17 protein-coding genes are annotated in these 14,568 nt (G+C 27.4%); 8 read left to right on the top strand and 9 right to left on the bottom strand.

Annotated elements, in window-relative coordinates; all coding sequences use genetic code 11:
* From F811_RS0105895 to F811_RS0105885, 3 genes are all read left to right on the top strand, one after another.
* Positions 1-327, top strand: coding sequence for a hypothetical protein (locus F811_RS0105895; protein WP_020004355.1), 327 nt, complete (start codon positions 1-3; stop codon positions 325-327).
* 16 nt (positions 328-343) lie between these two features.
* Positions 344-724, top strand: a complete 381-nt coding sequence (locus tag F811_RS15610; RefSeq protein WP_020004354.1) for a hypothetical protein — start codon at positions 344-346, stop codon at positions 722-724.
* A gap of 62 nt (positions 725-786) precedes the next feature.
* Positions 787-1,152: a hypothetical protein gene (locus F811_RS0105885; RefSeq protein WP_020004353.1), complete on the top strand. Its 366-nt coding sequence runs from the start codon at positions 787-789 to the stop codon at positions 1,150-1,152.
* A gap of 309 nt (positions 1,153-1,461) precedes the next feature.
* Here F811_RS0105885 and truB read toward each other — a convergent pair whose 3' ends face one another.
* Together truB and F811_RS0105875 are read right to left on the bottom strand one after the other, a co-directional pair.
* The gene (gene truB, locus F811_RS0105880; protein WP_020004352.1) at positions 1,462-2,337 is read right to left on the bottom strand and encodes a tRNA pseudouridine(55) synthase TruB; all 876 of its coding nucleotides are present in this window, start codon (positions 2,335-2,337) and stop codon (positions 1,462-1,464) included.
* 41 nt (positions 2,338-2,378) lie between these two features.
* A complete protein-coding gene (locus F811_RS0105875) occupies positions 2,379-3,122 on the bottom strand; it encodes a hypothetical protein (protein WP_026364364.1) in 744 nt (247 codons plus the stop codon).
* Between the two features lie 129 nt (positions 3,123-3,251).
* Between F811_RS0105875 and F811_RS0105870 the strand changes: the two genes are divergently transcribed.
* Positions 3,252-3,881 carry a hypothetical protein gene (locus F811_RS0105870; protein WP_020004350.1) on the top strand — a complete coding sequence of 210 codons (630 nt, stop codon included), beginning with the start codon at positions 3,252-3,254 and terminating at the stop codon, positions 3,879-3,881.
* Between the two features lie 119 nt (positions 3,882-4,000).
* Here F811_RS0105870 and F811_RS0105865 read toward each other — a convergent pair whose 3' ends face one another.
* From F811_RS0105865 to F811_RS0105840, 6 genes are all read right to left on the bottom strand, one after another.
* Positions 4,001-4,891: a radical SAM mobile pair protein B gene (locus F811_RS0105865; protein WP_033425233.1), complete on the bottom strand. Its 891-nt coding sequence runs from the start codon at positions 4,889-4,891 to the stop codon at positions 4,001-4,003.
* Positions 4,892-5,015: 124 nt separating this feature from the next.
* Positions 5,016-5,660 (bottom strand): phosphate signaling complex protein PhoU, encoded by a 645-nt coding sequence (gene phoU / locus F811_RS0105860; RefSeq protein WP_020004348.1) that lies wholly within the window; start codon positions 5,658-5,660, stop codon positions 5,016-5,018.
* Between the two features lie 51 nt (positions 5,661-5,711).
* On the bottom strand, positions 5,712-6,509 hold the full coding sequence (gene pstB / locus F811_RS0105855) for a phosphate ABC transporter ATP-binding protein PstB (protein WP_051087718.1): 798 nt from the start codon (positions 6,507-6,509) through the stop codon (positions 5,712-5,714).
* 33 nt (positions 6,510-6,542) lie between these two features.
* Complete coding sequence (gene pstC / locus F811_RS0105850; protein ID WP_020004346.1) at positions 6,543-8,333, bottom strand: phosphate ABC transporter permease subunit PstC; 1,791 nt, start codon at positions 8,331-8,333, stop codon at positions 6,543-6,545.
* 125 nt (positions 8,334-8,458) lie between these two features.
* Complete coding sequence (locus tag F811_RS0105845; RefSeq protein ID WP_026364362.1) at positions 8,459-9,265, bottom strand: substrate-binding domain-containing protein; 807 nt, start codon at positions 9,263-9,265, stop codon at positions 8,459-8,461.
* A gap of 224 nt (positions 9,266-9,489) precedes the next feature.
* Positions 9,490-10,002: a DUF2147 domain-containing protein gene (locus tag F811_RS0105840; protein WP_020004344.1), complete on the bottom strand. Its 513-nt coding sequence runs from the start codon at positions 10,000-10,002 to the stop codon at positions 9,490-9,492.
* A gap of 144 nt (positions 10,003-10,146) precedes the next feature.
* Here F811_RS0105840 and F811_RS0105835 point away from each other — a divergent pair, with 144 nt between their 5' ends.
* Together F811_RS0105835 and F811_RS0105830 are read left to right on the top strand one after the other, a co-directional pair.
* A complete protein-coding gene (locus F811_RS0105835) occupies positions 10,147-11,271 on the top strand; it encodes an aminopeptidase (protein ID WP_020004343.1) in 1,125 nt (374 codons plus the stop codon).
* Positions 11,272-11,282: 11 nt separating this feature from the next.
* The gene (locus tag F811_RS0105830; protein WP_020004342.1) at positions 11,283-11,777 is read left to right on the top strand and encodes a GNAT family N-acetyltransferase; all 495 of its coding nucleotides are present in this window, start codon (positions 11,283-11,285) and stop codon (positions 11,775-11,777) included.
* 299 nt (positions 11,778-12,076) lie between these two features.
* On the opposite strand, the gene F811_RS0105825 is transcribed toward F811_RS0105830, so the two are convergent.
* Positions 12,077-12,541 (bottom strand): PTS sugar transporter subunit IIA, encoded by a 465-nt coding sequence (locus F811_RS0105825; protein WP_020004341.1) that lies wholly within the window; start codon positions 12,539-12,541, stop codon positions 12,077-12,079.
* Between the two features lie 292 nt (positions 12,542-12,833).
* Here F811_RS0105825 and nagE point away from each other — a divergent pair, with 292 nt between their 5' ends.
* Both nagE and F811_RS17170 read left to right on the top strand, forming a co-directional pair.
* Positions 12,834-14,294: an N-acetylglucosamine-specific PTS transporter subunit IIBC gene (gene nagE, locus F811_RS0105820; protein ID WP_020004340.1), complete on the top strand. Its 1,461-nt coding sequence runs from the start codon at positions 12,834-12,836 to the stop codon at positions 14,292-14,294.
* 160 nt (positions 14,295-14,454) lie between these two features.
* Positions 14,455-14,568: PTS sugar transporter subunit IIB (locus F811_RS17170; protein WP_169337206.1), on the top strand; the 114-nt coding region annotated here is incomplete at its 3' end.

The raw sequence follows: 14,568 nt of genomic DNA, 5'->3' as shown, positions 1-14,568 counted from the left end.
ATGAGTTATTTTATTGATCTTTTAAGAAGAATATGGAATTTTATTAAGAGAATATTTGTAAAGATTATTAATTTTGCAAGTAATATAGTAAACTTTTTTAAAAGTAGAAATAGGTTAAGAAAATTAGAAGAAGATAGAGATATAATTGCTGTTTCTATAAAGGAGAACTTAGGAAATAATAATTATAGAGTTGTTAATTGCTTGTATGATGAGGCTCAAGAAGAAATTGTTGATATGGAAGAAGATGCCATTGGTATTGAAAGTAATGGGCTAGATGAAAAAACTAAACAGAGTTTTGGCAATAAAGATATGATTGTATTGAAATAACTTCAAGGTATTTTTTATGAATGAGTATGTATTTTTTATAGTATCAGCAGTTATTTTGATAATAGTGGTAGTATCAATTGTACTTTATAGAAAAAGATTTAATATTGATAATATTGCTTTTGATATTATAGAAGTGGATTTATTAACAATGGAAGAAATACTAAAATCATTTAAAAGAAAAGAAGTTATTGACATTCTTAGAAATGATGATGATTTGCTTGCCGTTGTTATTAAAGAACATAAAAATAATGGTTATCGTATAATATGTACTTTGTATGATAAAAGAGAAGAAGAAATACTAAAAGATTTTAAATTTCCTTTAATATTTAAAGCTAAAGATATTAATGAAGATTTAAAAAATGCTTTTTCTGATAAAGATATGATTGTTTTAAAGTAAAAATTGTATTTACTATTATATAAATATTAAGTGAAATGTAATAGTATATTGAAGGATAAACTATGAAAAAAGTTATATTTCCGATAATAGGAACTGCAGCTGCATTAGTAATTGGTACTATATTTTTCTTAAAAAATAAAAATATTTTTTTGCAAGTTAAAAAATGTAATTTATTAAAAATGGAAGATGTAATAGCATTTTTTAAGAACAAAGATATTAAACAAAGACTTGAAGCCGATAGTAATCTTTTAGCTGTTGCTATCAAAGAATATAAGAATGGTTGTTATCGTATAATATGTACTTTATATGATAAAACAAAAGAAGAAATAATTGATACAAATAAGTATACAATTGTATTTAAAGCTAAGGATATTGATAAAGATTTAAAAAATGCTTTTTTGAACAAAGAGATGATAATTTTGAAATAAAGTAAATTTATTATTTTAATTAAATGTGCTGTTCTTTGAGACAGAAGTTTGGTGCCTGTTTCTCCTTACACAGGCATATTTTGTATGTGTAACCACCAGTAGGTGCTTATGAGAAAAATAAGTTACCTTTTTCTAAGATCATATATAAAAATAGCAACAGATCTATATAAATAGCAGTGCATAATTTGTATGTTATGTACAACTCATAATAATAAAAACACTAAAAACTATTACTTATTAATTGTATTTTGAATCAAGTCTATTATATAATAAATACACATTTTTAGGAAAATCATCAAACAAATTTAATTAAACATCTATAAAAGAGTATATGTTTTTATCTTTTTTTTCTATAATGGCTAGAAGATTTTCTTTATTATCTGTTAATGCCAAATATTTATTTTTTATCTCTATATTTTCTATCATTTTGGTATTGCCGCATAATATTTGTTTTATTGTATTATCATCTTCAATAGTTTTTTTCTCAAGTTTATTAAACATATCAAAGAATGAGAGTATTTTATCTTTTTTTATATCTTCTATACTGCAGGCTATATCAATATTATAATCTCCTATAGATACTCTTGTTAATTCTTTTGTATAAGCTAAATTATCTGTTATATTTCCTATATCTCTTATTATAGACCTTATATAAGTGCCTTTGCTTACTGAAGTTTTAATTTTAAAATATGGATAATCATATTCTAGTAATTCAATGCTGTTAATACATACTTCAGCATCTTTTAATTCAAAACTTTTATTATCTCTTGCTAAATCATAAGCTCTTTTTCCATTAATTTTTTTAGCACTGTATATAGGAGGTTTTTGCAAAATATTTCCTTTAAAATTTTCTTTTATGATTTTTTCTAATTCTTCAAAACTTAATTTATTATTTGTATCAGATTTTTTTATTATATTACCTTCTATATCATCAGTATCTCTCATTTCACCAAATACTCCTAATGCAGTATATTCTTTGGGCATATCATCAAATAAAAAAAATAATTTAGTATATCTTCCAAATGCCAGTATTAAAACTCCGTTTGCAAAAGGATCTAATGTGCCTGCATGACCTATTTTTTTTTCTATAATGTTTTCTTTTTCTCTTAATGTTTTTTTTACCTGTTTTATAGCGTCAAATGAAGTTATGCCTATAGGTTTATTTAAGATACAAAAACCTTTCATAAATATTTATTCCTTATATTATTTATTATGGATTATATATTTTAGCCTCTTATTATTTGCAGAGAGTTAAAATATATATTTAAAATATTTTCAGATATACTGGATATATTACTATATTTTTTTGAAAACAAATCATTTCCTATCGATTTAACTAAATCATCTATAGTTTCTATATTATGTTTAAGTGTTCCAAGCTGCTGCTGAGAAAGATGAAGCAGATGTATATTGCTTTTATCAAATTCGGATATTGTGGTTTTAGTTGCTGCATCAAGCAGATAATAAACTACGATTAATTTTTCTTCCTCTTCCTGAGTAAGAACTGTATTAGATATGTTATATATTTTTGATAGTTCTCCCATTCTGTATGCTATTTTGTATATAGAGTTTAAATTATCAAAAAACCAATTAACATTATTTCTTTTTCTCAAATCGGATAATACATATTTAATATCATGCAGTATAGAATATCCAGCACTTTCATCTTCTTTGCTTGATATATAATAGTGAGAGCGTATTAATATATCCTGCAAGCTGTCAAAATCGGTTTTCCATTGAGGGTCTTCTGTATTAATATTGTAGTATTTTTTTTTAAAATCATTCCATACTATAATAAATTTTTCTATGGAAGCCTTTCTGTCAGTATTATTAACATCTCTTATAATCAATAATGTATCCATATATGCTTTATCCAAAGAAGCCATATCTTCCAAAAAATTATCCTGTTTCTTTTGGCAAGATGTAAACATAATTAATAGTAATAACAAAATAAATGCTTTAATATTCAATATGAACTCTCCAATTATTTATATAATTTTTATCTCTTAACTTAAAAGTATTTTAAATTATGATTTTACAAATAGTAACTATGATAAGTTAAAATAATTAATACATTAAAGGATAATTTATTATAAATCATGAAAAAAAACAAGCTATATATTTTTATTATATTTTTATTAATAATTATAATGTCATGTTCAGGCAATAATATCAGAAGAGGAATATTGCATTCACAAGCATATACAGATATAAGTTTTGAAGTAAGCAGAATGAAGGCAGAAGATGCTATGTATTATTATATAGCTGAACAGACAGCTCCTTTAATCAACAGAAATGATTTTAATATAGTTGCTGTTTCATTAAAAGACAGTAATCTTATAGATTTTTCTAATGAGGATATTGTAAATATTAAAGAATATAAAAAAGATGATAATTTTTATACAGAGATAAAATTAAAAGATGACACTATATATGACAGAACTATAGAGGTATTAAACAGATTAAAAAAAGAGGGCAGTATAGATGATAAAATATTCAGGGCAAATGCTTCAATAGAAATATCAGAAAATGCCAAATTAAATGCATATACCAGACAAATGCTTATGCAAAATGCTTTAAAAAGGGCTTATGAATCTTTATTTAAAGTATTGCTTAGTAATAATATAGAAGTTAATAAAGCAGTAAGTTTAACTAATGAGGCTTATATATTAGAAGAAAGCTACAGTTCTAATGAATATAATGTTGTTGTAGAAACTATTAATGATTAATTTAGAGCAGACTATATTATTATAATCTGCTTATTTTATTAATATAATTCTTTTTTGGTACATATTTTTATTATTTGTAAACAGAATTAAAAATACAGTGTATTTATTATTTTTAAACTTTATGCCTTTGTTTTTTTATTTGCTGAAGGTATAATTTCCTCATGAAAGAAGTAGTTTACAACAATTGGAGGAGCATTGAATGGCTGATTAATAGAATCATCATTTCTCACATATAATAGCCCCTCCTCTTTACAAAACTTACTTATCTGTTCATCTAATTCAAACCAATATCTCTTACTACCTTTCAAATATATATCATCATATTGAGTTTTCAGTTCTGGGTATTTTTCTTCTATATAATCTAATATTACTTTTTTATAAGCTCCGCGTAGATTTAGATTTTCAAGCCATATTAGATTGCATTTATTTTTTACTCGCCGTATTATATCCTTAATGTTAGTAATATATGGAAATATTGGAGATATAAAGCAGGTTGTACGTATACCAGCATCATAAAATTCTTTCATAGCTTTTAATCTTCTTTCAATACTTACTGCATTATCCATATCTGCACGGAAGTTTTCATCAAGTGTATTTATTGACCATGAAACTCTAGCATTAGGAAAAGTTTTGATAATATCCAAATCTCTTAGTACAAGATCAGACTTTGTAGAAATACTGATTTTGCATCCGCTTCCTTTAAGCTGTTCAAGCAAAGTTCGTGTACGGCATGCAGTTTCTTCTATAGGTTGATAGGGATCTGTAACAGAAGATATAAATAATTCTTTATCCTTATATTTTTGAGTATTTTTTATATCAGTCCATAATTTTATATCTATAAACTCTCCCCAAGGTTCTGTATGATTTGTAAATCTCTTCATAAAGGAAGCATAACAATATTTACATGCATGAGTACATCCTACATAAGGATTTACTGAATAGCCTCCAACTGGTAAATTTGACTTTGTAAGTATACTTTTTACTTTAATGTCTTTGATAATTATTTCCATTGTATATATACCCCCATTTTTATTATGACTGTATATAGCTATTTCATAATACATTCTGCAATCTTGTTATATTATTGTATAAAACTATAAAATTGCAATAGATATATTTAATTAAATAACTATATTATTTAAATCTTTCACCTGTTGTATAGTAATAAACCCATTTGGCTATATTTTCAGCATGATCTCCCATTTTCTCAAAATATTTTGCTATCATCATTAAATATATAGCTTGGTCAGCATTTTCAGCACCACTTTTTATCAGCTCAACCATAGAATCACGCATTTTATAAAATAGTTTATCCACTTTATCATCGCTTTCTATAACATCTCTTGATAATTGAGAGTCCTTTTCTCTAAAAGCCTTAATACAGTTTGTAACCATATAGTCTATAATTTTTGACATCTCTATTATTGTATCAATATTATTTTTATATAGATTACCTTCTAGTAAAAATCTAATCAAATCGCATATGTCTTTAGCCTGATCTCCTATTCTCTCTAGGTCGGTAGCTATTTTTAATGCTGCAGAAACTATCCTTAAATCTGTTGCTACAGGGTGCTCTAATAAAAGCATTTTTAAAGATGCACTCTCTATTTTGTATGATATTCTGTTTATATTTCTGTCATTTTCTATTACATTATTAGCTAGTTCAATGTCTCCGTTTATCAAGGCGTTAGATGAGTTTCTTAAAGCCTCTAGTATCATGTCTCCTGCTTCAGCAACATAATCAGTTAATTTATTTAGTTCTTCTTCAAATTTTTTCATCTATTATTTCTCCGTTTGTTTTTATTAAATAAATAATATAAAAAATATAAATTATCCGAATCTGCCAGTAATATATTTTTCTGTTCTTTCATCTTTAGGTTTAGAAAATATTTCTTCTGTATCATCATATTCCACTATTTCGCCAAATAAGAAGAATGCAGTTTTATCGGATACTCTCATAGCCTGCTGCATATTATGAGTAACTATTACTATAGTGTATTCATTTTTAAGTTCATTAATAAGGTCTTCTATCTTACCCGTACTTATAGGGTCTAATGCACTTGTAGGCTCGTCCATAAGAAGTATTTTAGGATTTACTGATAATGCTCTTGCTATGCATAATCTCTGCTGCTGTCCTCCAGAAAGTCCTAAAGCATTTTTATTAAGTCTATCTTTTATATCGTCCCAAATGGCTGCTTTTGTTAAACTGTATTCTACTATGTCATCTAGTTCTGATTTCTTTTTTATTCCAAATGTTCTAGGTCCGTAAGCTATATTGTCATAAACACTCATAGCAAAAAGATTGGACTTTTGAAATACCATTCCAACATTCTTTCTCAAATATGATACGTTAACATTTTTATTGTAAATATTAACTCCTGCTATTTCTATATCGCCTTCTATTTTGCAGTTGGCAACTAAATCATTCATTCTGTTAAAAGTTTTTAGTAGGGTAGACTTACCGCAGCCTGAAGGACCTATAAATGCAGTTGTGCTGTTTTTATTTATATCTATATTAATATTTTTTAAAGCCTGAAAACTTTCATAATACAGATTTAGATTCTGAGTTCTTATAAGTTTATCAATATTAAAATCAAAGTTTATATTAGAGTCTAATTCTTTAGTCATATGATATCTATTAACCTCCATTTATTAATATTCTTAATAATCTTTTTTTAGCTTTTTATTTACAAAGAATAATAAAGCATTAAGAAATATAATCATAATAAGAAGAATACTTGCTGTGGCAAAGGTTTGATTAATATAAAGCCCCTCACTTGAAAACATCCACATCATAACAGAAAATGTACTTCCAGAGCTTAAATATCCTCTAGGCATATATCTTACCGCCCCAGCAGTGTATATTAATGCCGCACTTTCTCCTACTATTCTTCCAATGCTTAGTATAACAGAAGTCATTATTCCAGAAAAACCGCAAGGAAGTACTATCTTAAATATAGTTCTCACTTTAGAAGCTCCAAGTGCCAAACTTCCCTCACGAAGACTTGAAGGAATTGATAATAATGTTTCTTCAGTCTGCCTTATTATAGAAGGAAGTATTATCAAAACTAATGTTAAAGAACCTGCTAATATACTTCTTCCTATACCAAAAAGATTGGCAAATACCAGCATACCAAAAAGCCCGAACACTATTGAAGGTATGCCGGACAAACTATCTGTAAATATTCTTATAACTGATATTAATTTGCTTTTAGCTTTTGAATATTCTGTCAAATAAATAGCAGCAAAAACTCCGAGAGGTATTGCTATTATTAATGACATAAAAAGTATCATAGCGGTAGAAACTATAGCTGGAAGAAGCGTCATTTGAGAATTATTGCTCTTTCCAAATAAGAGATTAAAGTTAATATGAGGTAATCCTCTTACAAGTATAAACACTACTATAAATACAAGAAAAAGCGTTGCTATTATAGAAGCTATTATTGAAATATATTTAAGTATATCCGCTTTTACGGTTGATACTTGCATTTTTATATTTTTAAAAGAGAAATTATTTATATCATTTTTTAATTCTTTATTTTTATTAAATAAACTGCTTAAAGAAAATGAAAAATATGAATTATTTCTTTTTAATAGAGAAAGTATAATATTTATTATAAGTATAAAAATGAGAAGCACAAATGCCGTTGCAATTAATGCAGACCTATGAATACCAGTAGCATATCCCATTTCCAAAGCTATATTAATAGTCATAGTTCTGAAATATGAGAATAAATCTTTAGGTATAAAAGGAGCATTTCCAGCAACCATCATAACTGCCATAGTTTCTCCTATAGCTCTTCCCATACCAAGCACTATGGCAGAAAATATACCCGATTTTGCAGCTTTTACTATAACGCCAAAAACAGCCTGAGAATGAGTGTTACCCAATGCTATAGCTCCGTCATAATAATATTTGTATACTGCCTCTAAATTATATTTGGTAATAGATGTTATTGTAGGAAGTATCATAACAGCAAGTATTATAGAGCCTGCTAAAACTCCTTCGCCAATATTGTTTGGAGAGATATTTTTTAGAAAAGGCACTAATACCGCCATTCCAAAAAATCCGTAAACTATTGAAGGTATACCAGCAAGTAAATCTATAACCTGTGATAATATTGTTTTTAATTTTGATGGTGCAAACATAGATATATAAACTGCTGTAAAAAATCCGAATCCTCCTCCAAGAATTGTAGAGAGAATTGTTATATATACAGAGCCTACTATCATTGGAAATATTCCAAACTCTTTTGATGAAGGCGACCAATTCATACCAAAAACAAAATTTAAAAATCCTACTTCTTTAAATATTGGAATGCTGTAGATAAATATAAAAATACATATTGAAAATACAACTACAACTGAAAATATAGAACATATAAAAAATATATATCTCATAATATTATCTGCAATTTCATTAATTATATGTTTATTAATATTGTTGTTCAAAATATATATCCCATTTTGTTATTAATTTTTATATATTAATTTTTTTATAATAATAAAAAAAATTTGTAGTAATAAAAAAGCCGATATACAAATATTAATTGCTTGTATACCGACTTTGCTTTTTATTAACTAGCTACATACCCGTTTTCATTTATAACCGTTTTTCCTGTTTCGCTGTTTATGAAGTCTAGGAAAGCCTTAGTTCCAGTATCAAGCTCAATTCCATTTTTGGTGAATATGTAGAAAGGACGGTAAAGTTTATATGAATTATTCTGTATATTCTCTACAGAAGCAGCAACATATTCATTTTGTTCTTTTGCTTTGTATGCCAGAGGTTTTATTGTATCATCAATAGAACCTAGAGATATATAGCCTATTTTTGATGCATCGCTCATAATAGAAGTTTTTACCTTTCCAGTAGCATCAAGTATTTCTACTGTTGAAGGAAGAGGATTATCTTTGCCTATCAAAGTTAAATCTGTAAAAGCACTTCTAGTACCAGAACCATCTTCTCTTGATATTGATTTTGTTATACCGTTTACTGCAGTATTCATCATATAAAGATTATACAGTTCTTCTTCGCTTATCTGACTTATATCAGCATCTTTATTTGCTATAATTACTATGCCGTCCTGACATAATAAATAAGTATCAAGACCAGAAAGCTCATCTTCTTTCAAATTTCTTGAAGCCATTCCTATATTGTTATTTCCGTTTACAGTGTCCTGAATTCCTATAGTAGAATCAGAAGTCTCTACTATGACTGTATAATCAGGATTAAGCTCTTCAAACTTTGCAGCCAATTTAAACATTAGCGGAGAAACTGAAGAAGAACCTGTGATTACTATGTCATTTGGATTTGAAGCACCGCCTGAGCAGGAAATAAGCATGAACATGCTTGAAAGGATTAGGAAAATCAAAATCTTTTTCATAATATTGATTCACTCCGAAATAGTTTTTGCTAATTCTAAAAATTAACGCAACTCTTATATACTAGAAAAAAGATTATGTCAATAACAAAAATGAAATTTAATTTTAATTTTTTAATTTTTTACATAAACTATACCTAGCTATGCTGAAACTTAACATAATAATAAAATATGTTAACTATATTATGTATACTTATATATCGATTTTTAAAGCATTAATATATTTTTTATATTCCTTTGCCTTCTACAGTACGAAGTTTATTTCTAGGTATATCATTATATTTTGAGGACTCCTCTTTTGATAGTCTTCTCCATTTTACAGTTGCTCCTACAACTCCTGATTTATCGAGAGAAGCCTTTAATAGCAACGTATTTTTATCTTCAGTAAGATTTATATTAGCATAGTATGTACTTCCTTGATCCGTATGGTATATTTTTCCAGTAGTCCATTCTCCGTTTTCAAATACTATATCATATATAAATATTAGTCCTATAAGTTCTTTATCTCTTAGGCTTTTATTGGGATTATGTATATCTAATGTGCTTTTTACATTATTTTGCAGTTCTACAGCATATGCATAAACTTTATTATCTATAACTATTATTTTTGCAGTTTTCATTCTTCCTTTTGGTCTTTCGGGCATAGCCCAAAATCCTTCAACATCTTTTGCATTATTGGCTGCATATACTGAATATGAAAATAAAACAGTAAATAAAATTAATAATATATTTTTTTTCATTTTTATAACCTAAAGTAATTTTTTCATGTATTTTATTATACAATTTAAATAATTTTTTACTATATATATTATTGATTTTATTGATTATTATTAATTAATTGTGTAAAATTGATTAATAAAATTGTTTTAAGGAGTTGTGTATTTATGAAAGACCCAAGAATAGAGAAGTTGGCAAAAACAATAGTTAATTATTCATGCAAATTAAAAAAAGGTGAAAAGGTTCTTATAAAATCATACGGAGTAGGTGATGAGCGTAATTTAGTTACAGCTATTATAAATGAAGTTTATAAAGCAGGAGCTAGTCCATTTGTTTGGAATCATGATCCTTATATAATGAGAGAATTATTAAAACACTGTAATGAAGAACAGATGAAAATTTGGGCTAAATCAGATTTGATGCTTATGAAAGAAATGGACGCTTATATAGGTATATGGGGCGGATTAAATAGTGCTGAAAACTCTTCTGTAGATATAGAAAATAATAAAATATATGAAAAGTTTTATCTTAATCCAGTTCACATGAAAGAGAGAGTAAAAAATACAAAATGGGTTGTGATGAATTATCCTACACCAGCAATGGCGCAGCAGGCTTCTATGAGTACTGATGAGTTTGAAGATTTTTATTTTAAAGTTTGTAATTTAGATTATTCAAAAATGTCTAAAGCTATGGATAGTTTGGTTTCTCTTATGAATAAAACTGATAAAGTTAGGATAGTAGGAAATGGTACGGATTTGACTTTTTCTATCAAAAATATACCCGCTATAAAATGTGCAGGAGAGCTTAATATTCCAGATGGTGAAGTATTTACGGCACCTGTAAAAAATTCTGTTAATGGTGTTTTAACTTATAATACTCCTTCTTTATATAGTGATGGTTTTACTTATGAAAATGTAAGGTTTGAGTTTAAAAATGGTAAAATAGTTAATGCTTCTTGTAATGATACTAAAAGAATAAATAAGATATTAGATACTGACAGCGGTTCAAGATATATAGGGGAGTTTGCTATAGGAGTTAATCCTTATATAACAGAGCCTATGAAAGATATATTATTTGATGAAAAAATTATGGGAAGTTTTCATTTTACACCTGGTGCTTGTTATGATGAAGCTCCTAATGGAAATAATTCTTCTGTGCATTGGGATTTGGTATGTATTCAGACTAAAAAATACGGCGGCGGGGAGATTTATTTTGATGATAAGTTAATAAGAAAAGATGGGATATTTGTTGAAGATAGTTTGAAATGCTTAAATCCTAATAATTTAAAGTAAGGGTACAATAAATGAGTGATAAAATAAATAATAATTTTTCTGTAAGGTTTGCATCTCTCAATGATATACCTACAATATTAAAGTTTATAAAAGAGCTTGCTGCATACGAAAAATTAGAAAATGAAGTTACTGCTACTGAGGATATATTAAGAGAATGGATATTTGAAAAAAATAAATGCGAGGTATTAATAGCATTAGAAAATAATATTGAAATAGGGTATGCATTATTTTTTCATAATTTTTCTACATTTTTAGGAAAAGCTGGAATATATTTGGAAGATTTATATATAACTCCAAATTACAGAGGGCTTGGATATGGGAAAAAGCTTTTAAAAGAGGTTGCTAAAATTGCTGTTGAGAGAGGATGTGAAAGACTTGATTGGCAGTGCTTGGATTGGAATAAATCTAGTATTGATTTTTATTTATCACTTAAGGCAAAAGAGATGAAAGGCTGGATTTCATATAGACTTAGTCATGAAAGTTTAAAAGAATTTGCATGCAGATAATTTATATTATACATGTTTCAAAACCTATTGATATACAATTTTTATAAGTTTATTATTTTATTCTAAACAGTATAGATAATATTGTTTAGAATGTAAATGAGTGTTTTATATATTTAAACTATTAAAATGTGGTATTTTAATATTGGGTATGCATAACAGTACTTTTTGTGCCTTTAAGTAAAAATCCCAAATGATAAAAATACTGAAAAATATATAAATATTTATTTATTTTAATAAATATAGGAGGAGTTTATTAAAAACACTCCTCCTTAAAATTATTTTTTTATTTATAAAAAATATTATTTAACTATAGTCATTATAACATCACCAACATCAACATCTCTATGTTCAGTTTTTTCTAATGATTTTAATTCTGAGAAGTTTGGTATTATAATAGGCGAAGTAATATCATATTCTTTTTCAATTTCTTCTTTATCAAATTCTATTAATAAAGTTCCAGCTTTTACTTTACTTCCTTCTTTCACATGAGATTTGAAGTGTTTTCCTTTTAATTTAACAGTATCCATTCCAATGTGTATAAGTATTTCTGTACCTTTAGCAGATATTCCTATAGCATGGTTGCTGTCTACCATAGTAACAATTTCACCATCAACAGGCGAATAAACTTTTCCTTCATAAGGAATAATAGCCATTCCGTCTCCAAGTGCTTTACTTGAAAAAGCTTCGTCTTTTACTTCAGTAACATCAATAAGTTTTCCTTTTATAGGACTTTTTATTTCAATTTTTTTAGAGAATAAACCCATATAATCCCTCCTCATATTTTTTATAATTTTATCATAAATGCTTTTAAAGTAAATAACTTTATATGTAAAATATATAATTAATTTGTTTGTTAGTTAACAAAACTAACAAAAAATGCTTGATAATATCATAAATAAGTACTATACTAGTAATATATGTAAAAATTATTGTTTTTTATTATTGTAATCCGTAATTTATAAAATTATTTTCTATTTAAAGACGAAAATATAATTGAGAATAATTTTTTTATCAGTAATAAAAGATAATTATTTTTTTAATTTTTATGGAGGATATATGTTTAATTATCTACAAAGAATAGGTAAATCTTTAATGGTTCCAGTAGCTGTATTGCCTGCAGCTGCTATTTTGCTCGGTATTGGTTATTGGATTGACCCAAACGGTTGGGGAGGCGGAAGTCCTGTTGCAGCGTTTTTTATTAAGGCAGGCGGAGCTATTATTGATAATATGCCTATATTGTTTGCTATTGGTGTAGCATTTGGTATGTCCAAAGACAGAAACGGAGCTGCTGCTTTGGCTGGATTAGTTGCTTTTTTGGTTGTAACAACTCTTTTAGCACCTGCTACAGTTGCTATGATTCAAAGTAAACCAGTTGATCAAGTACCTGCTGGTTTTGCTAAAATTAATAACCAATTTATAGGAATACTTTGCGGAGTTATAGCGGGTGGTTTGTATAATAAGTTTGCTGAAGTAAAATTGCCTGAATTTTTGGCATTTTTCAGCGGAAGAAGATTTGTACCTATAATCACTTCTGTAGTTATGATGGTAGTATCTTTCATATTAATGGTTATATGGCCTGCAATTTACGGTGCTTTGGTAGCTTTTGGTGAAGCTATAATAGGTCTTGGTCCTATAGGTGCTGGTATATACGGCTTCTTTAACAGACTTTTAATTCCTGTTGGTTTGCACCATGCTCTTAACTCAGTATTCTGGTTTGACGTTGCTGGTATTAACGATATACCTAATTTCTTAGGCGGTCAGGCTTCTATAGATGCAGGTACTGCTACTATAGGTGTTACTGGTATGTATCAGGCTGGTTTCTTCCCTATTATGATGTTCGGTCTTTTAGGTGCATGTGTTGCTTTTGTAAAAAATGCTAAACCTGAAAATAAAAATAAAATTAAATCTATAATGTTAGCTGCTGGTTTTGCTAGTTTCTTTACTGGTGTTACTGAACCTATAGAGTTTTCATTTATGTTTGTAGCTCCTGTATTATATGTTATACATGCTTTGCTTACTTGTATATCTTTGATTATTTCTGCTAGCATGAAATGGATGGCTGGTTTCGGATTCTCTGCTGGTTTAATAGACTTATTGTTATCTACTAAAAACCCTCTAGCTACTCATTGGTATATGCTTATTGTACAAGGTGTAGTATTCTTTATACTTTATTTTGTTATATTTGATTTTGCTATTAGAAAATTTGATCTTAAAACACCTGGAAGAGAAGATGATGATGATGCAGAAGTAGAAGTTACTGTTTCAGGCGATGCTTCTTATGCTGAAAAAGCATTGCTTCTTCTTCCTTTGCTTGGAGGAATTGAAAATATAGTTGATGTTGATAACTGTGCTACTAGATTAAGATTAGAAGTTAAAGACAACAGTATTATACAGGCTTCTGAAATTAAAAAATTGTTCCCTGGCGTTTTAACACCTGGTAAAACTTCTGTACAAGTAATTGTAGGACCTAAAGTACAATTCTTGGCTGATGAATTCAAAAAAATAGCTAAAAAATAATTATTAAATTATTAAAAAATGAACGGCTTGCAGTATTTATTATTGCAGGCCGTTTTTATATAAAAAATAAATTTATGACTTTTGGAACAGGTATATTGTACTGGAAATAAAATACATATTATGTTAGTATTATATATCATAAATATTATGGGGCTTAATAATGAAAGATAATAAAGAAAATATAAAATTTATACTTCCTTTAAGTTTATTAGGTGGAAGAGAGAATATAGTAAAAGTAAATAATTGTGCTACTAGATTAAGACTTGAAGTAAAA

Origin of the sequence: Brachyspira innocens ATCC 29796, assembly GCF_000384655.1 — a bacterium.
Lineage (GTDB): Bacteria > Spirochaetota > Brachyspiria > Brachyspirales > Brachyspiraceae > Brachyspira > Brachyspira innocens.
Note: the sequence above shows the minus strand (reverse complement) of the source record. Positions and strands in the feature narration are given on the sequence as shown.

Coding starts and splice junctions, on each gene's coding strand:
- F811_RS0105895 (WP_020004355.1), top strand. CDS start 1: ATGAGTTATTTTATTGATCTTTTAAGAAGAATATGGAATTTTATTAAG.
- F811_RS15610 (WP_020004354.1), top strand. CDS start 344: ATGAATGAGTATGTATTTTTTATAGTATCAGCAGTTATTTTGATAATA.
- F811_RS0105885 (WP_020004353.1), top strand. CDS start 787: ATGAAAAAAGTTATATTTCCGATAATAGGAACTGCAGCTGCATTAGTA.
- truB (WP_020004352.1), bottom strand. CDS start 2,337: ATGAAAGGTTTTTGTATCTTAAATAAACCTATAGGCATAACTTCATTT.
- F811_RS0105870 (WP_020004350.1), top strand. CDS start 3,252: ATGAAAAAAAACAAGCTATATATTTTTATTATATTTTTATTAATAATT.
- F811_RS0105865 (WP_033425233.1), bottom strand. CDS start 4,891: ATGGAAATAATTATCAAAGACATTAAAGTAAAAAGTATACTTACAAAG.
- phoU (WP_020004348.1), bottom strand. CDS start 5,660: ATGAAAAAATTTGAAGAAGAACTAAATAAATTAACTGATTATGTTGCT.
- pstB (WP_051087718.1), bottom strand. CDS start 6,509: ATGACTAAAGAATTAGACTCTAATATAAACTTTGATTTTAATATTGAT.
- F811_RS0105845 (WP_026364362.1), bottom strand. CDS start 9,265: ATGAAAAAGATTTTGATTTTCCTAATCCTTTCAAGCATGTTCATGCTT.
- F811_RS0105840 (WP_020004344.1), bottom strand. CDS start 10,002: ATGAAAAAAAATATATTATTAATTTTATTTACTGTTTTATTTTCATAT.
- F811_RS0105835 (WP_020004343.1), top strand. CDS start 10,147: ATGAAAGACCCAAGAATAGAGAAGTTGGCAAAAACAATAGTTAATTAT.
- F811_RS0105830 (WP_020004342.1), top strand. CDS start 11,283: ATGAGTGATAAAATAAATAATAATTTTTCTGTAAGGTTTGCATCTCTC.
- F811_RS0105825 (WP_020004341.1), bottom strand. CDS start 12,541: ATGGGTTTATTCTCTAAAAAAATTGAAATAAAAAGTCCTATAAAAGGA.
- nagE (WP_020004340.1), top strand. CDS start 12,834: ATGTTTAATTATCTACAAAGAATAGGTAAATCTTTAATGGTTCCAGTA.